At 73.3% G+C, this 17,213-nt stretch carries 19 protein-coding genes; 10 read left to right on the top strand and 9 right to left on the bottom strand.

The annotated features are described in order from the left end of the window. Positions 1 to 53: 53 nt before the first annotated feature. Positions 54 to 428: a VOC family protein gene (locus ACFUJR_RS16850; RefSeq protein ID WP_383172119.1), complete on the top strand. Its 375-nt coding sequence runs from the start codon at positions 54 to 56 to the stop codon at positions 426 to 428. Positions 429 to 520: 92 nt separating this feature from the next. After that, positions 521 to 1,036, top strand: coding sequence for a pyridoxamine 5'-phosphate oxidase family protein (locus tag ACFUJR_RS16845; protein WP_383172117.1), 516 nt, complete (start codon positions 521 to 523; stop codon positions 1,034 to 1,036). Here ACFUJR_RS16845 and ACFUJR_RS16840 read toward each other — a convergent pair. Further along, positions 1,031 to 2,035, bottom strand: coding sequence for an acyl-CoA dehydrogenase family protein (locus tag ACFUJR_RS16840; protein WP_383172115.1), 1,005 nt, complete (start codon positions 2,033 to 2,035; stop codon positions 1,031 to 1,033). The two genes, ACFUJR_RS16845 and ACFUJR_RS16840, sit on opposite strands and share 6 nt — an antisense overlap. Beyond that, a complete protein-coding gene (locus ACFUJR_RS16835) occupies positions 2,035 to 3,366 on the bottom strand; it encodes an acyl-CoA dehydrogenase family protein (RefSeq protein WP_383172113.1) in 1,332 nt (443 codons plus the stop codon). The genes ACFUJR_RS16840 and ACFUJR_RS16835 overlap by 1 nt, the downstream gene beginning before the upstream one ends. A gap of 57 nt (positions 3,367 to 3,423) precedes the next feature. On the opposite strand from ACFUJR_RS16835, the gene ACFUJR_RS16830 reads away from it, so the two are divergent. From ACFUJR_RS16830 to ACFUJR_RS16805, 6 genes are all read left to right on the top strand, one after another. Then, positions 3,424 to 4,560, top strand: a complete 1,137-nt coding sequence (locus ACFUJR_RS16830) for an acyl-CoA dehydrogenase family protein (RefSeq protein ID WP_383172152.1) — start codon at positions 3,424 to 3,426, stop codon at positions 4,558 to 4,560. Next, the gene (locus tag ACFUJR_RS16825) at positions 4,557 to 5,351 is read left to right on the top strand and encodes an SDR family oxidoreductase (protein ID WP_383172111.1); all 795 of its coding nucleotides are present in this window, start codon (positions 4,557 to 4,559) and stop codon (positions 5,349 to 5,351) included. The genes ACFUJR_RS16830 and ACFUJR_RS16825 overlap by 4 nt, the downstream gene beginning before the upstream one ends. Positions 5,352 to 5,366: 15 nt before the next feature. Then, positions 5,367 to 5,996: a TetR/AcrR family transcriptional regulator gene (locus tag ACFUJR_RS16820; RefSeq protein WP_383172109.1), complete on the top strand. Its 630-nt coding sequence runs from the start codon at positions 5,367 to 5,369 to the stop codon at positions 5,994 to 5,996. Between the two features lie 18 nt (positions 5,997 to 6,014). Beyond that, on the top strand, positions 6,015 to 7,172 hold the full coding sequence (locus ACFUJR_RS16815) for an acetyl-CoA C-acetyltransferase (protein WP_383172107.1): 1,158 nt from the start codon (positions 6,015 to 6,017) through the stop codon (positions 7,170 to 7,172). 259 nt (positions 7,173 to 7,431) lie between these two features. Next, a complete protein-coding gene (locus ACFUJR_RS16810) occupies positions 7,432 to 7,635 on the top strand; it encodes a cold-shock protein (RefSeq protein ID WP_005318814.1) in 204 nt (67 codons plus the stop codon). 89 nt (positions 7,636 to 7,724) lie between these two features. After that, positions 7,725 to 9,368 (top strand): DEAD/DEAH box helicase, encoded by a 1,644-nt coding sequence (locus tag ACFUJR_RS16805; RefSeq protein ID WP_383169197.1) that lies wholly within the window; start codon positions 7,725 to 7,727, stop codon positions 9,366 to 9,368. Positions 9,369 to 9,387: 19 nt separating this feature from the next. On the opposite strand, the gene ACFUJR_RS16800 is transcribed toward ACFUJR_RS16805, so the two are convergent. From ACFUJR_RS16800 to ACFUJR_RS16780, 5 genes are read right to left on the bottom strand one after another with little or no spacing between them, the layout of a single operon-like run. Continuing rightward, the gene (locus ACFUJR_RS16800) at positions 9,388 to 10,284 is read right to left on the bottom strand and encodes a tyrosine-protein phosphatase (RefSeq protein WP_383169195.1); all 897 of its coding nucleotides are present in this window, start codon (positions 10,282 to 10,284) and stop codon (positions 9,388 to 9,390) included. Between the two features lie 28 nt (positions 10,285 to 10,312). Then, the gene (locus tag ACFUJR_RS16795) at positions 10,313 to 11,362 is read right to left on the bottom strand and encodes an NAD(P)H-dependent flavin oxidoreductase (RefSeq protein ID WP_383169193.1); all 1,050 of its coding nucleotides are present in this window, start codon (positions 11,360 to 11,362) and stop codon (positions 10,313 to 10,315) included. Then, a complete protein-coding gene (locus ACFUJR_RS16790) occupies positions 11,362 to 12,108 on the bottom strand; it encodes a CoA-transferase subunit beta (protein ID WP_383169191.1) in 747 nt (248 codons plus the stop codon). Before ACFUJR_RS16790 ends, ACFUJR_RS16795 begins: the two co-directional genes overlap by 1 nt. Then, positions 12,105 to 12,950: a CoA transferase subunit A gene (locus tag ACFUJR_RS16785; protein WP_383169189.1), complete on the bottom strand. Its 846-nt coding sequence runs from the start codon at positions 12,948 to 12,950 to the stop codon at positions 12,105 to 12,107. The genes ACFUJR_RS16790 and ACFUJR_RS16785 overlap by 4 nt, the downstream gene beginning before the upstream one ends. Continuing rightward, positions 12,947 to 13,708, bottom strand: a complete 762-nt coding sequence (locus ACFUJR_RS16780; protein ID WP_383169187.1) for an enoyl-CoA hydratase family protein — start codon at positions 13,706 to 13,708, stop codon at positions 12,947 to 12,949. The genes ACFUJR_RS16785 and ACFUJR_RS16780 overlap by 4 nt, the downstream gene beginning before the upstream one ends. A 68-nt stretch (positions 13,709 to 13,776) precedes the next feature. Here ACFUJR_RS16780 and ACFUJR_RS16775 point away from each other — a divergent pair, with 68 nt between their 5' ends. Continuing rightward, positions 13,777 to 14,616 carry an SDR family oxidoreductase gene (locus ACFUJR_RS16775; protein WP_383169185.1) on the top strand — a complete coding sequence of 280 codons (840 nt, stop codon included), beginning with the start codon at positions 13,777 to 13,779 and terminating at the stop codon, positions 14,614 to 14,616. Between the two features lies 1 nt (position 14,617). Continuing rightward, entirely contained in the window at positions 14,618 to 15,499 is an 882-nt protein-coding gene (locus tag ACFUJR_RS16770; protein ID WP_383169183.1) for an SDR family oxidoreductase, read from the top strand. Between the two features lie 321 nt (positions 15,500 to 15,820). Here ACFUJR_RS16770 and ACFUJR_RS16765 read toward each other — a convergent pair whose 3' ends face one another. After that, positions 15,821 to 16,576: a GntR family transcriptional regulator gene (locus ACFUJR_RS16765; protein ID WP_383169181.1), complete on the bottom strand. Its 756-nt coding sequence runs from the start codon at positions 16,574 to 16,576 to the stop codon at positions 15,821 to 15,823. A gap of 25 nt (positions 16,577 to 16,601) precedes the next feature. Further along, positions 16,602 to 17,213, bottom strand: a 612-nt coding sequence (locus ACFUJR_RS16760; protein WP_383450489.1) for an HAD family hydrolase, incomplete at its 5' end; no start/stop codon positions are given.

Genomic DNA, 17,213 nt, shown 5'->3' with positions numbered 1-17,213 from the left:
AACCGCGGGAAACCCGCTGGCTCGCGGGGTGTTGACCAGGTGATAGTGGCAGCATGGCATCTCTTGTGCGACACGTGACGTTCGACTGCTCCGACGCGTACGGTCTGGCGACCTTCTGGGCCGAGGTCCTGGACGGAAAGGTCTCCGAGGACGACGTCCCCGGTGACCCCGAGGCGCTGGTCCACTCCGCGGGGGCGGATCTCCTCTTCATCCAGGTACCCGAAGGGAAGACGGTCAAGAACCGGGTCCATCTGGACCTGAGACCGGAGGACCGCAGCCGGGACGCGGAGGTCGAGCGGCTGCTGGCCGTCGGCGCCACGATGGTCGGCGACCATCGGAACGCGGACGGTACGGGCTGGGCCACGCTGGCCGACCCCGAGGGCAACGAGTTCTGCGTGGAGCGGTCGGCAGCCGAGCGCGGGGAGTAGCCCGGGCCGGCGGTCCGGGCCGCGGAGTCGCCGATCCGGACCGAGGAGCAATCCAGACAGAAGGTGTCGGGAATCCGGTGTTTCCTGGAGTCATGGGAGACACCGGAACCGGAACCACCTGGGCGGCCTTCGAGACCGCCGAGCCCGCGTTCGCCACGACCGTGCGCGAACGCTTCGGGCAGTACACCCACCACTCGCTCGCCACCGTACGGAAGGACGGCTCGCCGCGGCTCAGCGGCATCGAGGCCGACTTCCGCTGGGACGAGCTGTGGCTCGGCATGATGCCGAACTCCCGCAAGGCGCTGGACCTCCGTCGCGACGGCCGCTTCGCGCTCCTCGCCAACCCGGGCTCGGGGACGGACATGGGCGGCGGCGACGTCCGGATCTCGGGCCGTGCCGTCGAGATCACCGACCCGGCGGCGCTGGAGCGGTACGCGGAGGCCGTGGGCATGCCGTTGCCGTTCCATGTCTTCCGCGTGGAGGTGACGGAGGTGGTCCGCACCTTCGTCGAGGGCGACGACCTGGTCGTCCGCACCTGGTCACCGGGGCGCAGGGTGCGGACGATCCGTCGCGGTACGGACGACAGTCCGCCGCGCGAGCAGTCATGATCCGCCGTACGTGTCGAGGACACGGGACCGGCACCAGGACGGCGTTCCCCAGGCGTCCCTGAGCGGCCGGGCCTTGCGGAGCCAGAGGGAGAGGTCGAGCTCCTCGGTGTAGCCGACGGCGCCATGGATCTGCAGGGCCGTCCGGGCGGCGGTGTAGGCGGCCTCGCCGGCCGTGACCTTGGCAGCCGCGAGATCGGTGCTCGCGAAGGTGAGCGCCGCTCCGAAGACCAGGGGGCGGGCGAACTCGAGCGCGATCAGGGTGTCGGCCAGCCGGTGCTTGACCGCCTGGAAGGAGCCGATCTCCGTACCGAACTGCCGGCGCTGCTTCGCGTACGCCACGGTCCGGTCGAGCAGCGTCAGGCCGACGCCGAGCGCCTGAGCGGCGGTCGCCAGCACGGCCCAGTCCCGGGCGTGCGCGACGGCGGCCGTCACGGCGGGCCCCGCGGCCAGCACCTCCCCGCCGGGCGCGGGCCGGGCGAACCGGCGCGAGGGATCGGCACCGACGCGTACGACCTCGTGGCCGCGGGCGATCCGGAGCTCGTCCGCCTCGACGACGAGGACCAGGTCGGCGCGGTCCGCGTCCAGGGCGGCGCCCCGGGGCGGGGCGGGCGGCGCGGCCATCGCCAGCGTCGCGATCGTCCCGCCCGCGGCGATCCCCGGGAGCAGACGCTTCGCGGGGCCGTCGTCGCCCCGGCGCGCCAGCTCCGCGAGCAGGGCCGAGGCCGCCACGGTCTCGGCCACCGGGCCCGGCACCCCGTGCCGCCCCAACTCCACGAACGCGGTGGCCAGTTCGACCGGCAGTGGGCCCACGCCCTCGTACGGCTGCGGTACCGCGAGCGCGAAGACGCCCGCGTCCGCGAGGCGGGCCCACAGGGCGCGGCCCGGGGACGGATCGCCCGCCGCCCAGGCCCGTATCGCCGACGGCGTCCCCGCCGCAGTCAGCATCGCGTCCAGCGAGCGCGCGAAGGCGCGCTGCTCCTCCGTCGCCGGGAATCGCATCAGCGCCGCCCCTTCGGCAGGCCGAGCAGCCGCTCGGCGATGATGTCGCGCTGGATCTCGTTCGTGCCGGCGTAGATCGGGCCCGCGAGGGAGAAGACGTATCCCTCCGCCCACGCGCCGTCCGCCGACTCCGCCTCGTCGCCCAGCAGATCGAGGGCCGTCTCGTGCAGCGCGATGTCGTACTCCGACCAGAAGACCTTGTTCAGGCTCGACTCCGCCCCGATCTCCCCCGCTCCCGTCTCCGCTCGGGCGGGGGTGCCCCCGGCCCCCGCCGCGAACCGCGCGGCGGCGCCCGCCGTGAAGAGCTGGTACGCCCGCGCCCCGATCACCGCGTCCGCGACCCGGTCGCGCAGCCCCGGGTCGCGGGGCGAGGCGTCGCGCAGCCCCGGGTCGCGGGGCGAGGTGCCGCGCGGCTCCGGGTCGCGGGGCGAGGCGTCGCGCGGTCCCGGGTCGCGGGGCGAGGTGCCGCGCGGCTCCGGGTCGCGGGGCGAGGCGTCGCGCGGTCCCCGGTCCTCCTCGCCCTCGCGCCAGAGCCGTACGAGCCGGTCGGCGGCGGCGAGGAAGCGGCCGGGGGAGCGGAGCATGAGCCCGCGCTCGTTGCCGGTCGTGGACATCGCGATCCGCCAGCCCTGGCCGGGCTCCCCGATCACGTCCTCGTCCGGCACGAAGACGTCGTCGAGGAAGAGCTCGGCGAAGGCCGGCTTCCCGTCGAGCCGCCCGATCGGCCGGACCGTCACCCCCGGCGCCCGCAGGTCGAACATCAGATACGTCAGCCCCCGGTGCGGCCGGGCGGGGTCCGTCTCCGGGTCGGTGCGGAAGATGCCGAAGGCCCGGTCCGCGAAGGCCGCCCGCGAGGACCAGGTCTTCTGCCCGGACAGCAGCCAGCCGCCGGGCGTCCGTACCGCGCGCGAGGTCAGGGAGGCCAGGTCGGAGCCGGACTCCGGTTCCGACCAGGCCTGCGCCCAGACGACCTCGCCGGTCGCCATCGGCGGCAGCACCCGGGCCCGCTGCTCCTCCGTGGCGTGGTCGAAGAGGGTCGGGGCGAGCAGGTTGATGCCGTTCTGCGTGACCCGTCCCGGCGCCCCCGCCGCGTAGTACTCCTCCTCGAAGACCAGCCACCGGAAGATGTCGGCGTCCCGGCCTCCGTACCGCTCGGGCCAGGAGACGACCGACCAGCGGTCGGCGGCCAGCTCCGCCTCCCAGGCGCGGTGTGCCGCGAAGCCCTCCTCGGTCTCCAGGGAGGGCAGCGGCTCCGCGGGCACATGGGCCCGCAGCCACTGGCGGGCCTCCGCGCGGAAGGCGTCCTCCTCGGCGCTGCACGACGGGTCCATCGGGGCTCCTTCCCTAACAAGTGTTTGGTAGGTTAACGTACGGCCATGAGCAGCGCCATGAGCAGTGTCGAGGAGTTCCGCACCGAGATACGCGCCTGGCTGCGGGCCCATCTCAAGGGCGAGTTCGCCGGCCTCAAGGGACTCGGCGGACCGGGCCGCGAACACGAGGCCTTCCCTGAACGCCTCGCCTGGGAACGCCACTTGGCCGCCCACGGCTGGACCTGCGTCGGCTGGCCCACGGAGTACGGCGGACGGGGGGCGAGCATCGAGGAGCAGCTCGCCTTCCACGAGGAGTACGCCCTCGCCGACGCCCCCGCCCGCGTCAACCACATCGGCGAACAGCTCCTCGGCCCCACCCTCATCGACCACGGCACCGAGGCGCAGAAAGCCCGCTTCCTGCCCCCGATCCGGGCCGTCGAGGAGCTCTGGTGCCAGGGCTACAGCGAACCCGACGCCGGCTCCGACCTCGCCGCCGTCCGCACCCGCGCCGTCCGCGAGGGCGACGCATGGGTGATCGACGGCCGGAAGATGTGGACCTCGCTCGCCCACGAGGCCCAGTGGTGCTTCGTCGTCGCCCGCACCGAGCCCGGCTCCCGGCGCCACGCCGGACTCTCCTACCTCCTCGTCCCCCTGGACCAGCCGGGCGTCGAGGTACGGCCGATCGTCCAGCTCACCGGCACCAGCGAGTTCAACGAGGTCTGCTTCGACGGAGCCCGGACCGCCGCCGCGAACGTCGTCGGCGCCCCCGGCGACGGCTGGCGCATCGCCATGGCCACCCTCGGCTACGAACGCGGCGTCTCCACCCTCGGCCAGCAGGTCGGATTCCGCCGCGAGCTGGAAGGCCTCATCGCGCTCGCCCGACGCAACGGCGCCCTCGCCGACCCGCTGATCCGCGACCGGCTCACCCTGGCCTGGGCCGGACTCCAGGCCATGCGCGCGAGCGCCCGGCGCGGCACCGACCCCTCGACGGCCAAGCTCTCCTGGTCGCACTGGCACCGCGACCTCGGCGAGCTGGCCATGGACGTCCGCGGCGCCGCCGCCACGGTCGTCGCCGCCGAGCCGTACGAACTCGACCAGTGGCAGCGGCTGTTCCTCTTCTCCCGCGCCGACACCATCTACGCCGGATCCAGCGAGATCCAGCGCAACCTCATCGCCGAGCGGGTGCTCGGCCTCCCCAAGGAGCCGCGCCCATGACCCCGCCCGCCGCCCCGCCCCCGTACGTTCCCGGGCACGGACTGCTCACCGGCCGTACCGCGGTCATCACCGCCGCAGCCGGCGCCGGCATCGGCGGGGCCACCGCCCGACGCTTCCTGGAGGAGGGCGCCAGGGTCCTGATCAGCGACGCGCACGCCCGCCGCCTCAAGGAGACCGAGGCCTCCCTCGCCGCCGAGTTCGGCGCGGACCGCGTCGACGCGCTGCCCTGCGACGTCACCGACGAGTCCCAGGTCCAGGCCCTCTTCGACACCGCCGTACGGCTCCACGGCCGGCTCGACGCCGTCGTCAACAACGCCGGGCTCGGCGGCACCGCCGCGCTCGTCGACATGACGGACGCCCAGTGGAGCCGCGTCCTGGACGTCACGCTGGGCGGAACCTTCCGCTGCACCCGCGCCGCCCTGCGCCACTTCGCGGAGGCCGACCACGGCGGTGCGATCGTCAACAACGCCTCCGTCGTCGGCTGGCGCGCACAGGCCGGCCAGTCCCACTACGCCGCCGCCAAGGCCGGCGTCATGGCCCTCACCCGCTGCGCCGCCGTCGAGGCGGCGCCGTACGGCGTCCGCGTCAACGCCGTCGCCCCGTCCCTCGCCATGCACCCGCACCTGGTCAAGGTCACCTCCGCCGAGCTGCTCGCCGAACTCACCGCGGCCGAGGCCTTCGGGCGGTACGCCGAACCCTGGGAGGTCGCCAACGTCATCGTCTTCCTCACCGGCGCGTACTCCTCGTACATGACCGGCGAGACCGTCTCGGTCAGCAGTCAGCACGCGTAGGACCAGAATGGACGTGTGCCGAAGACCGTCAGCAGCAACAGCAAGAAGAAGCCCCCGGTGAGCGCCTCGCCCGAGCGCCGCCGGGAACTCCTGGACACCGCGGCCGAGGTGTTCGCCGCCCAGGGGTACAACGCCACGACCGTACGGAAGATCGCCGACGCCGCCGGCATGCTCGCCGGCAGCCTCTACTACCACTTCGACTCCAAGGAATCGATGCTCGACGAGATCCTCTCCACCTTCCTGACCGAGCTGTGGGAGGGGTACGACGCCGTCCTCGCCGCCGGACTCGGCCCCAGGGAGACCATCGAGGCCCTCGTCACCGAGTCCTTCCGGGAGATCGACCGGCACCGCGCCGCCGTCGCGATCTACCAGAAGGAGTCCAGGCACCTCACCGACCAGCCCCGCTTCCACTACCTCTCGGACTCGCAGCAGAAGTTCGAGAAGGCGTGGCTGGGCACGCTGGAGCGCGGGGTCGAGGCCGGGACCTTCCGCGCCGACCTCGACATCCGGCTCACCTACCGGTTCGTGCGCGACACCGTCTGGGTCGCCGCGTCCTGGTACCGCCCGGGCGGACAGCACAGCCCGGACGAGATCGCCCGCCAGTACCTGTCGATGGTCCTGGACGGAATCGCCGTACGTTCCTAGACGTCTGGAGGAGTTGTCATGGCCGAGGCCTACATCGTCGAAGCGGTCCGCACCCCGGTGGGCCGCCGCAGGGGAGGCCTGGCCTCCGTCCACCCGGCGGACCTCGGCGCGCACGTCCTGAAGGCCCTCGTCACCCGCTCGGGCGTCGACCCCTCGGCCGTCGAGGACGTCGTCTTCGGCTGCCTCGACACCGTGGGCCCGCAGGCCGGCGACATCGCCCGTACGGCATGGCTGGCGGCGGGCCTCCCCGAGGAGGTCCCCGGTGTCACGATCGACCGCCAGTGCGGCTCCTCGCAGCAGGCCGTGCACTTCGCGGCGCAGGGTGTGCTGTCCGGCACGCAGGATCTGGTCGTGGCCGGCGGCACCCAGAACATGTCGATGATCCCGATCGCCTTCGCCTCCCGGCAGGCCGCCGAGGCCCTCGGCCTGAGCGAGGGCCCCTACGCGGGTTCCGAGGGATGGCGCGCCCGGTACGGCGACGCGCCCGTCAACCAGTTCCACGGCGCCGAGCTGATCGCGAAGAAGTGGGGCATCACCCGCCGTGACCAGGAGGAGTTCGCCCTGCGGTCCCACGAGCGGGCGCTGCGCGCGATCGACGAGGGCCGCTTCGCGCGCGAGACCGTCCCCTACGGCGACGTGACCGTGGACGAGGGCCCGCGCCGGGACACCGGCCTGGAGAAGATGGCCGGCCTGAGGCCCGTCGTCGACGGCGGCACGATCACGGCGGCCTGCTCCTCCCAGGTCTCCGACGGCGCCGCGGCGATGCTCCTGGCGAGCGAGCGGGCCGTACGGGAACACGGCCTCACCCCGCGCGCCCGCGTCCACCATCTCTCGGTGCGGGGCGAGGACCCGGTCCGGATGCTCTCCGCCCCGATCCCGGCCACCGCGTACGCCCTGAAGAAGACGGGCATGACCATCGACGACATGGACCTCGTCGAGATCAACGAGGCCTTCGCCCCGGTCGTCCTCGCCTGGCTGAAGGAGACGGGCGCCGACCCGGAGCGGGTGAACGTCAACGGCGGCGCGATCGCCCTGGGCCACCCCCTGGGCGCGACGGGCGTGAAGCTGATGACGACGCTGCTCCACGAACTGGAACGCACGGGCGGCCGCTTCGGCCTCCAGACGATGTGCGAGGGCGGCGGCCAGGCCAACGTGACGATCATCGAACGGCTCTGAGGGGCGGCACGTGCCGTCCGGCCGGAGGCCGGCGCAGGCGCCCGAAGCCCGTGAGGCCCCGGGGCCCAGCGGTGCGAGGGGCACCCCCGGTGTGACGCTCGTCGCCGTCCCGCCCTCAGGGCGGGACGGCGTGCTAAGGTTCTCGTGTTGCTAGTTGGTACCCATGAACTTTATGTGCGCCTGACGGGAATGTTCCTCAGGCGCAATTTTGTTTTCCGGACTCTCCGGGATGGGACCCTTACCTATTCAGGAGATAATTGTGGCTACCGGAACCGTGAAGTGGTTCAACTCGGAAAAGGGCTTCGGCTTCATCGAGCAGGACGGCGGCGGCGCCGACGTCTTCGCCCACTACTCCAACATCGCGACCTCCGGCTTCCGTGAGCTGCAGGAAGGCCAGAAGGTCACCTTCGACGTCACGCAGGGCCAGAAGGGCCCGCAGGCGGAGAACATCCTCCCGGCCTAATTGCCGGACGCGTTTCTCGCAGCCGGGACCCGCACCGCGCAGGTGCGGGTCCCGGCTTGTGCTGTGCTCAGGCCAGGAAGGCATTTCCCATGACCCGCTCCGAAAGGCGGCCCCGCCGGGCCGCGGAATCCCGCTCCGGAAACCCGTCCGGAAATACCCGCCGTGGCTCCGCCGCCGCCCCCAAGGGCAAGGCCAAGGGCGCCGGCCGTGGCCGTGGACCGGCCTCGCCTCCCCCGCCGCGTGAGTTCACCCTGCCCGAGACGCTGACGCCCGCGCTCCCCTCCGTCGAGTCCTTCGACGCCCTCGACATGCCCGCCGCCCTGGTCAAGACGCTGGGCGCCCAGGGCGTGACCGAGCCCTTCCCGATCCAGGGCGCGACCCTCCCGAACTCGCTCGCCGGCCGGGACATCCTCGGCCGCGGCCGCACCGGCTCCGGCAAGACCCTCGCCTTCGGCCTCGCGCTCCTCGCCCGCACCGCGGGCCGCCGCGCCGAGCCCAAGGCCCCGCTCGCCCTGGTCCTGGTGCCCACGCGCGAGCTCGCCCAGCAGGTCACCGACGCCCTCGCCCCGTACGCCACCTCGGTGCAGCTGCGGCTCGCCACGGTCGTCGGCGGTCTGTCGATCACCAAGCAGGCCAACTCCCTGCGCCGTGGCGCCGAAGTCGTCATCGCCACGCCCGGCCGTCTGAAGGACCTCATCGAGCGGGGCGACTGCCGGCTCGACCAGGTCGCGATCACGGTCCTCGACGAGGCCGACCAGATGGCCGACATGGGCTTCATGCCGCAGGTCACCGCGCTGCTCAAGCAGGTCGAGCCCGACGGTCAGCGGATGCTCTTCTCGGCGACGCTCGACCAGAACATCGACCGGCTCGTGAAGATGTTCCTCGACGACCCGGTCGTGCACTCCGTCGACCCGTCCGCCGGCGCTGTCACGACGATGGAGCACCACCTGCTCTACATCGCCGACGAGACCGACAAGAAGGCCGTCACGCTGAGGATCGCCGCCCGCGACGGTCGCACGATCCTCTTCCTGGACACCAAGCGTGCCGTGGACCGGCTGGTCAAGCGGCTGCTCGCCAGTGGCGTACGGGCCTCCGGCCTGCACGGCGGCCGCTCGCAGCCGCAGCGCAACCGCACCCTGGACCAGTTCAAGAACGGCCAGGTCACCGCGCTCGTGGCGACCAACGTGGCGGCCCGCGGCATCCACGTCGACGACCTCGACCTGGTCGTGAACGTCGACCCGCCGATCGACCACAAGGACTACCTGCACCGAGGCGGCCGCACCGCCCGGGCCGGCGAGTCCGGCAGCGTCGTCACACTCGTCCTGCCCGAGCAGAAGCGCGACATGGGCCGCCTGATGTCGAACGCCGGCATCAGCCCGCGTACGGCGCAGATCAAGTCCAGCGACGAGGAACTGACCCGCCTCACCGGCGCCCGAGAGCCCTCGGGCGTCCCGGTCGTCATCGAGGTCCCGCAGCCGACCCCGCCCGCGCAGCCCCGGACCGGCGGCCAGCGCTCCCGTCGCGGTGGCGGCGGCCGTTCCCGCTCGGGCGCCACCACCCGTACGGGTACGACTGGTTCGCGTACCCCTGCGGGCACGGGCGGTTCGCGTACCGGTGCGGGCACGGGCGGTTCGCGTACGGGGACGGCCGGCGCCCCCGGCCGCACCCGCGGCGGCGGCTCCGGCGGCGGCCGTGGCGGCCGCCGGGGCGGCGGAGCCGCGACGCAGGGCTAGCGATCAGGGCGGTGTCCGGCTAGTCGACGAGACGGTCCTGGAGCCTGGCCAGCGTGCCCAGCTCCAGGCCGAGTCCGTCGGTGAGGTAGCGGAACAGGCTGCCGTACCCCGTCCTCACCTCGTCGAGCGCGGTCCTCAGATACTCGGGCCGTACCTCCTGCAGGGGGATGAGCAGGTCCGGGTTCTGCATCAGGCCGCCCTGCTTCAGGCCCTCCCGTACCTTCGCGTCGTGCGCGGCTCGGAAGGTGTTCGAGGCCAGGTAGTCGCCGACGACCGTCTGCTCCGGCACGCCCAGGACCGTCAGGAGCAGGTAACTCGTCCAGCCCGTACGGTCCTTGCCCGACGTGCAGTGGTACAGCGAGGGTGTGGAGCCGAGCCCGGCCAGCTCGCGGAGGGTGAGGCCGAGCTGGGCGCGGTTCGCCGCGCTCGTGACGAAGGTCCGGTACACCTCGTGCATGAACGCGGCCGCCCTGCCGCCGCCCAGCATCTGCTCCTGGCGCACCGGGTCGCGGGAGCCGATCGCCGCGAGCAGCTGCCCGAACAGACCGTTGTCGGTGACCGGCCGCGACACCGGGACGAGCCCGGACGGAAGCCGGTCCGCACCGTCGTACTGGACCTCCAGCGGGATCCGGAAGTCGACGACCCGCCCCAGGCGCAGCCCGGCGAGAGCCGTCACATCGGCGTCGGTCAGCTTGCTCAGCGCGTCGGCGCGGTAGACCAGACCGTGCCGGACCCGGTCGCCCGTGTAGGTGAGGTAGCCGCCCAGGTCACGTACGTTGACCGCGCCCTGGAGCGGGATGTGGCGGACGGTCGCGGCGCGGGGCCGGCTCCGGGGCGCCGCGACGGCCGGGGCGGTGACCGCCGCGAAGGCGGCGGCGGTGGCGGTGCTCAGCAGTGCGCGTCTCGACAGTGGCATGACGGAACTCTCCTGGGAGGATGAGGGTTCACCCTGGTGGTGGCAGGGTGCGGAGCACGTGCTCGGCCTCGGACATGACCCGCAGGACGAGTTCCTCGCAGCTCGGGAGGTCCTCGATGACACCCGCGACCTGTCCGGACGCCATGACACCGAGGTCGGTGCGGCCCTCGACCATGGACGCTCTGAGGAGCATGGGAGTGTTCGCGGCGAGCAGGACCTGGCTCCACGACAGGTCCTTGCCGTGTCTCATCGCGAGACCGTCGCGGACCATCCGCGACCAGGAGAGGCCCGAGATCCCGCGGAAGCCCGCCGCGTGGCGGACCGCCTGCGCCAACGCCCTTACACGGCCCGCCCGTTCGAGGGCGGCGACCATCTCCGTACGGAGCATCCGGTGCGGCAGTCCGTCGACGGCGGTGGTCACCGTCACGTCCTTGACCGTCGCCGCGAGGTACCTCGCCTTGACGGCGTCGGGGACGGTGGAGTCCGAGGTGAGCAGGAACCGCGTGCCCATGGCGATGCCCGCGGCCCCGTAGGAGAGCGCGGCCACCAGACCGCGGCCGTCGTGGAAGCCGCCCGCGGCGATCACCGGGATGTCGACCGCGTCGACGACCTGCGGCAGCAGGACCGTCGTGGCCACCTCCCCGGTGTGCCCGCCGCCCTCCCCGCCCTGCACGATCACCGCGTCCGCGCCCCAGGCCGCGACCTTCTCGGCGTGCCGCCGCGCCCCGATCGAGGGGACGACGACCACGCCCGCGTCCTTCAGCTCCGCGATCAGTGCGCGGGACGGGGCCAGCGCGAAGGAGGCGACCCGCACCCCCTCCTCGATGATGATCCGGACCCGTTCACCGGCGTCGCCCGCGTCCGCGCGCAGATTGACCCCGAACGGCAGGTCCGTACGGGACTTCACCTCGCGGACCGCGGACCGCAGCTCCTCGACCGTCATCGTCGCGGAGGCGAGGACGCCGAGGGCGCCCGCCTCGGCCGTGGCCGTGACCAGGCGGGGGCCCGCGACCCAGCCCATGCCGGTCTGGACGATCGGGTGGCGGACTCCGGTCAGCCTGGTGAGCGCCGTCTCCATCAGACCCGGACCTCCCTCTCCCGCAGCCCCCGGGGGTCGATCACCTCGCGGATCAGCCGCAGCTCCTCGGCGGTCGGTGCGCGGGTGTACGGGACGTCGTCGCCGATCGCGAGGTCGAAGCCGGTGGCCTCCCGGACCTGGTCCACGGTGACGCCCGGGTGCAGGGAGGCGAGCCGCATCGAGCGGTCGGGCGTCTCGAAGTCGAAGACGCCGAGGTCGGAGACGACCCGGGGAATCCGGTGGAAGCGGTCCACCCCGGCGGCGGCCGCACGGTCGTGACCGACGCCGCTGACCATGTCCACGCGCTCGACGAAGACCCGGGGGGAGTGCTTCGGGACCCAGTAACTCACCGGGTTGTTGAGAGTGTTGACCGGCGCTCCGCGCACACCGAGGAGTTGCCGGGCCGGCCGGGACCAGTCGCCGATGCAGGAGATGTTCTGGTTGCCGTACCGGTCGATCTGGCTCGCCCCCATCATGACGTGCCGCCTGCCGCCGGTGACCATCGTCAGATGGCGGCGGTACGGCAGCCAGCCCTCGACCTCCCCGTCGAGGCCTACGAGCATCGCCTCGCCGTCGGTCAGCAGCAGCTCGGGAGCGAAGGAGCGCTTGGCGAGCCGGGCGCCGAAGGAGGAGACGGGGGCCATGGCGGCGGCGAGCACCTCGCCGTCGCCCCGCCAGGCCTCGGCGCAGGCGAGGACGCAGTACTCGGCGCGCGTGGGCGGGGGGAGGGGGGCCGGGCCGGTCATCGCTGCTCCTCGTGCCAGGTCCGTACGGCCTGCTGGTAGTCGTCCTCGCTCTTGCCGGAGAGGAAGCGCTCGGCGAACTCGGTCCAGGGGGTGGACGCGTAGAGGCTCTGGAAGGGTTCGTCGCGGTCGTGGTCGGGGGCGCAGGAGGTGAAGTGGGCGCCGTTCGGGGTCTCGGCCACACCGGTGACGCTGTGCCGGCTGACGAGCAGGGACTGCGGGGCGGTGCCGGGGTCGAACCGCTCGACGATCCGTTCGCAGGAGACGTACGCGGTGTCGGCGGCCTCGCAGAAGAGGTCGTCGAAGTACGGGTCGGGGCCGAGGTACTGGCCGTTGCCGAGCCGGTCGGCGCGGTTGAGGTGGACGAAGGCGGCGTCCATGCGCAGGGCGGGTACGGCGACGAACGTCTCGCCGTCGTCGTACGGCGAGGTGATGGTGCGCAGCTCGGGGTTGACCGTCATCACGTCCGAGCCGAGCCCGGCCCGGACGGGCATGAAGGGCAGCCGGTTGGCGGCGGCGTGCAGGCCCCACATGAACATGGCCTCGTCCAGCTCGGTCATGGCGAAGTCGCCGCGCTCGCGGGCGGCGCGGAAGTGCGGTTCGAGGGGGATGGAGTCCAGGGTGGTGAAGGCGGCCACCAGGCGGCGGATCCGGCCCGCCGCGGCCAGCAGGCCCACGTCGGGGCCGCCGTAGGAGATCACCGTGAGATCGGTGATCTCGGACCGGAGCACCGCTCTGACCAGGGCCATCGGCTTGCGGCGCGAGCCCCAGCCGCCGATGCCGAGCGTCATGCCGGAGCGGAGCCGACCCACCACCTCGTCGGGTGTCATGGTCTTGTCGGTCACGGGGAACCCTCCTTGGCCTCGTCCTTGCCGAAGGTCGCGCGCACGCGGTCGGCGACCCCGCTGAGGTTCGCCTCGAAGGTGAAGCCCTGCTCGAAGCGGTAGCTGCGGCGCACGTCCACCGGGTCGATGCCGTTGATGGCGGCCTTGGCGAGCCGGATCAGATACCCGTCCTTCCGGGCGATCTCGGCCGCCAGCTCCAGCGCCGCGCCGAGGAGTTCCTCGCGCGGCACGACCTTCCACACCGAGCCGTGGGCGTGCAGTTCGGCGGCGGTGGCGGTACGCGAGGTGTAGTACAGCGCGCGCATCAGGTGCTGGGGGACGAGCCGGGCCAGATGGGTGGCGGCGCCGAGCGCGCCCCGGTCGAGCTCGGGCAGTCCGAAGGTGGCGTCCTCGGAGGCGACGATCGCGTCCGCGTTGCCGACGAGTCCGATGCCGCCGCCCAGGCAGAAGCCGCCGACCGCCGCCACGACCGGCACCTCGCACTCGTACACCGCCGTGAACGCCTCCGCGCAGCCGTGGTTGGCGCCGATGAGACTCCCGTGCCCGGTGTCCCGCTGCATCTCCTTGATGTCGACCCCGGCGTTGAAACCACGGCCCGCGGCGGCGAGGACGACACAGCGGGTCCCCGGGTCCCGGCCGGCCGCGCGGACGGCGTCGGCGAGGTCGTACCAGCCCTGTACGGGAAGGGCGTTGACCGGTGGGAAGTCGACGGTGACAAGTGCGATGCCCTTGTCCGGGCTTGCGGTGGAGACACCCATGAACGGATCAGCTACCTTTCCACCAAACATTTGTTAGGTGACTGCTCGGTGAGGAAAGGTAGCAGCCGATGGAGCTGGACGGGAGGGTCGCCGTCGTCACCGGCGGCACACGCGGGGTCGGCGCGGGCATCGCGCGGGCCCTCCTCGGGGCGGGGGCGCGGGTGGTCGTCTGCGCTCGCAGGCCGCCGGACGCGCCGGTCTCGGAGGGGGGCCGCGAGGCCGCCTTCGTCCCCGTCGACCTGCGCGAACCCGCCGCCGTCGGCGCGTTCGTCGTCGGCGTCGGCGAGCGGTACGGACGGCTGGACGTGCTGATCAACAACGCGGGCGGCACGCCCTACCGGCTCCTGGGGGAGAAGGATTCCGAACGGCACGCGCGGGTGATGGAGTTGAACCTGACCGTCCCGCTGCGGGTCTCGCTGGCCGCCCACGGCCTGCTCCGGGCCTCGCACGGCTCCGTCGTCATGATCGGCAGCGTCAGCGCGACCCGGCCCTCGCCGGGCACGGCCGCGTACGGCGCCGCGAAGGCGGGCCTGGAGAGCCTCGCACGCTCGATGGCGGTGGAGTGGGCCCCGTACGTCCGGGTGAACACCCTGGTCCTCGGGATGGTCCGGACCGAACTCTCCCCTCTGCACTACGGGGACGAGGAGGGCATCGCGGCCGTCGCCCGGACCGTGCCCCTCGGCCGGCTCGCCGAGCCCTCGGACGTGGGGGAGGCGGCGGTCTTCCTCGCCTCCGACCGGGCCGCGTACGTCTCGGGGGCCTCGCTGCTGGTGCACGGGGGCGGCGAGCGCCCCGCGTTTCTGGACGCCGCGACCGTCAACCACGCGACCGCCGGCGAGGCGACCGCCGACAGGACGACCGCCGGCAGGACAACCACCGACAGGACAACCACCGACAAGGAGAGCTGAGATGGGGCTGTGCGAGGGCCGGGTCGTGATCGTGACGGGCGCGGGGCGGGGGCTGGGGCGGGCGCACGCGCGCGCCTTCGCCGCCGAGGGGGCGAGGGTCGTCGTCAACGACCTGGGGGTGGGGCTCGACGGCTCCGCCGGGTCCGGCTCGCCCGCCGGGCAGGTGGTGGAGGAGATCCGTACGGCGGGCGGCGAGGCCGTGGCGCACGGCGGCGACATCGCCACGGAGGAGGGGGCGGCCTCGCTGGTCGCCGCCGCCCTGGACGCCTTCGGGCGGCTCGACACCCTGGTCAACAACGCGGGCTTCCTGCGGGACCGGATGCTGGTGAACCTCGGCGAGGACGACTGGGACGCGGTGATGCGCGTCCATGTGAAGGGCCACTTCCTGCCGCTGCGGCACGCGGCCGCGTACTGGCGCGCGGAGGCCAAGGCGGGCCGTGAGCCGGTCGCCCGGGTGGTCAACACCACCTCGGGCGCGGGCCTGGCGGGCAGCGTCGGACAGGGCAACTACGCGGCGGCCAAGGCCGGGATCGTCGGTCTGACCCTGGTCGCGGCGGCGGAGATGGGCCGCTACGGCGTCCAGGTCAACGCCATCGCCCCGGCGGCCAGGACGCGGATGACGGAGGGGGCCTTCGCGGGTCTGGAGGGCGTGCCGGAGGACGTCTCCCCGCTGGTCGTCTGGCTGGGCTCGGCCTCCTCGGCGGGAGTGACCGGCCGGGTCTTCGAGGCGGAGGGCGGCCGGATCACCGTCATGGAGGGCTGGCGCCCGGGTCCGACGGCCGACAAGGGGGCGCGGTGGAGCCCCGCGGAGGCGGGCGAGACGGCGCTGAAGCTCCTGGGGGAGGCGGAGGTGCCACAGCCGGTGTACGGCTCCGGTGGGTGAGGGGCCTCGGCCGGTGAGGCGCTTGGTCGCGGCGCGCCGGGCCCCGGTCTCCTGACGCCCGGCGGCCGCCGTCCGCACCGCGAGGCCCGTTCGCGGCCGGACCTTCGCACTCCGGAGGGCCGCGGACCGGGTGTGGGGCTGTCCGCAACCCGTCGGCCACCCTGGCCGTCCAGGGCGCGGGCCGATGACCGAGGAGCAGGTCCGCGCTTTCCAACGATCAGGAACCGAGCCCTCAGGACCCGAGCCCTCAGGAACCGAGCCCTCAGGACCCGAGCCCTCAGGACCCGAGCCCTCAGGACCCGAGCCCTCACGAGCGAGCGCTCACGAGCCGAGGCGGCGTCCGAGCGCGCTCGTCGCCGTCGAGCTCTGCATCGTGAACGCCACCGTCCCCGGCAGATAGCGGTCCTGCGACCACTCCACCGGGTTCCCCGCCGGGTCGGTCGAGTGCCGCCGCTCCCGCAGCAGCGACTCCCCGACCCGGCAGCCCAGCAGTTCCGCGTCGTCGGCGTCGGCCGGCACCAGGTCGATGGTGTGCCGCGCGTCGGCGAACAGCACGCCGTGCAGCTCCAGTTGCTCCGAGTGCGAGACCGTGTCGAGCGGCATCCCGGCCACCAGCTCCCCGATCCGCTCCGGATACGTCGTGCGTTCCACCATCACCGGGCTGCCCGCGAGCGTCCGCAGCCGCCGCACCCGGTAGACCGGCGCGCCCTCCTCGACACGGAGCTTCTCGGCCTCCTCCGCGTCCGCCGGGACCCGTTCGACCGCCACGATCCGGCCACCCGGCTCCTCGCCGAGCGAGCGCGCCCAGCGCGTGAAGGAGCGCAGCTCGCCGAAGCTGTGCAGCCGCGGGCCGCCGAGGACAACCCGGCGCGAGCCACGCCGGGAGGTGATCAGACCGTCGGTGCGCAGCGCGGCAAGCGCCTGCCTGACCGTCCCCCGGGACACGCCGTAACGGCGGGCCAGTTCGTCCTCCGCCGGCAGCTTCGCCCCGGAGCCGTACCGGCCCGCCGTGATGGCGGTCCGCAGATCGGCGGCGACCTTCAGATACAGCGGCGTCCGCGCCGGTTCCTCACTCACACGCCCACCCTGTCATGCGCCCCGCTCACCCGACCAGGGAGCTCAGCAGCTCGGGGTCGACCTCGGTCAACGAGTCCGCCAGCGTGACGCCTTCGGTCCCGGCGAAGGCCCCGAGCGGCTCCGTCGACGGCACCGCGAGGACGCGGCACCCGGCGGCGACGGCCGAGGTGACCCCCGTCGGGCTGTCCTCGACCGCCACGCACCGCCCCGGCTCGGCGCCGAGCGCCACGGCCGCCGCCAGATAGGGGTCGGGCTCCGGCTTCGTCCGTACGGTGTCCTCGGCGCCGAACAGCGCGTCGAACCGGTGCCCGTCCAGGGTCCTCGCCACCTGGGCGACGACCGCCCGCGGCGAGGCGGAGACGAGCGCCGTCGGCACCCGGCTCTCGCGCAGCGCGGCGAGCAGCCGCAGCGCGCCCGGGCGGGGCGCGGCGGCCACCGCGAGCCGGCCGGCGAAGTCCGCGCCCAGCTCGGCGGCGAGTTCGGCCGCCGGCGCGTCCAGATACGTGTGGAGCAGGGCCGCCGTGTCCTCGACGGACCGGCCGGTCACCGCCGTCCGGCGCTCGGCGTCCAGGGCGCGGCCCCGGCGCGCGGCGGCGCCCTCGACGACGTCCAGCCAGACGCCCTCGGTGTCGACGAG

Origin of the sequence: Streptomyces sp. NPDC057271 (genome assembly GCF_042668715.1) — a bacterium.
Taxonomy (GTDB): Bacteria; Actinomycetota; Actinomycetes; order Streptomycetales; family Streptomycetaceae; genus Streptomyces.
The sequence above is the reverse complement of the archived record's forward strand: the minus strand, read 5'-3'. Positions and strand labels throughout refer to the sequence as shown.

Excerpts from the sequence above, each read along its gene's own strand:
- ACFUJR_RS16840 (WP_383172115.1), bottom strand. The coding sequence starts at position 2,035 with ATGCGATTCCCGGCGACGGAGGAGCAGCGCGCCTTCGCGCGCTCGCTG.
- ACFUJR_RS16830 (WP_383172152.1), top strand. The coding sequence starts at position 3,424 with ATGAGCAGTGTCGAGGAGTTCCGCACCGAGATACGCGCCTGGCTGCGG.
- ACFUJR_RS16815 (WP_383172107.1), top strand. The coding sequence starts at position 6,015 with ATGGCCGAGGCCTACATCGTCGAAGCGGTCCGCACCCCGGTGGGCCGC.
- ACFUJR_RS16845 (WP_383172117.1), top strand. The coding sequence starts at position 521 with ATGGGAGACACCGGAACCGGAACCACCTGGGCGGCCTTCGAGACCGCC.
- ACFUJR_RS16795 (WP_383169193.1), bottom strand. The coding sequence starts at position 11,362 with ATGGAGACGGCGCTCACCAGGCTGACCGGAGTCCGCCACCCGATCGTC.
- ACFUJR_RS16835 (WP_383172113.1), bottom strand. The coding sequence starts at position 3,366 with ATGGACCCGTCGTGCAGCGCCGAGGAGGACGCCTTCCGCGCGGAGGCC.
- ACFUJR_RS16800 (WP_383169195.1), bottom strand. The coding sequence starts at position 10,284 with ATGCCACTGTCGAGACGCGCACTGCTGAGCACCGCCACCGCCGCCGCC.
- ACFUJR_RS16780 (WP_383169187.1), bottom strand. The coding sequence starts at position 13,708 with ATGGGTGTCTCCACCGCAAGCCCGGACAAGGGCATCGCACTTGTCACC.
- ACFUJR_RS16770 (WP_383169183.1), top strand. The coding sequence starts at position 14,618 with ATGGGGCTGTGCGAGGGCCGGGTCGTGATCGTGACGGGCGCGGGGCGG.
- ACFUJR_RS16805 (WP_383169197.1), top strand. The coding sequence starts at position 7,725 with ATGACCCGCTCCGAAAGGCGGCCCCGCCGGGCCGCGGAATCCCGCTCC.
- ACFUJR_RS16775 (WP_383169185.1), top strand. The coding sequence starts at position 13,777 with ATGGAGCTGGACGGGAGGGTCGCCGTCGTCACCGGCGGCACACGCGGG.
- ACFUJR_RS16825 (WP_383172111.1), top strand. The coding sequence starts at position 4,557 with ATGACCCCGCCCGCCGCCCCGCCCCCGTACGTTCCCGGGCACGGACTG.
- ACFUJR_RS16790 (WP_383169191.1), bottom strand. The coding sequence starts at position 12,108 with ATGACCGGCCCGGCCCCCCTCCCCCCGCCCACGCGCGCCGAGTACTGC.
- ACFUJR_RS16850 (WP_383172119.1), top strand. The coding sequence starts at position 54 with ATGGCATCTCTTGTGCGACACGTGACGTTCGACTGCTCCGACGCGTAC.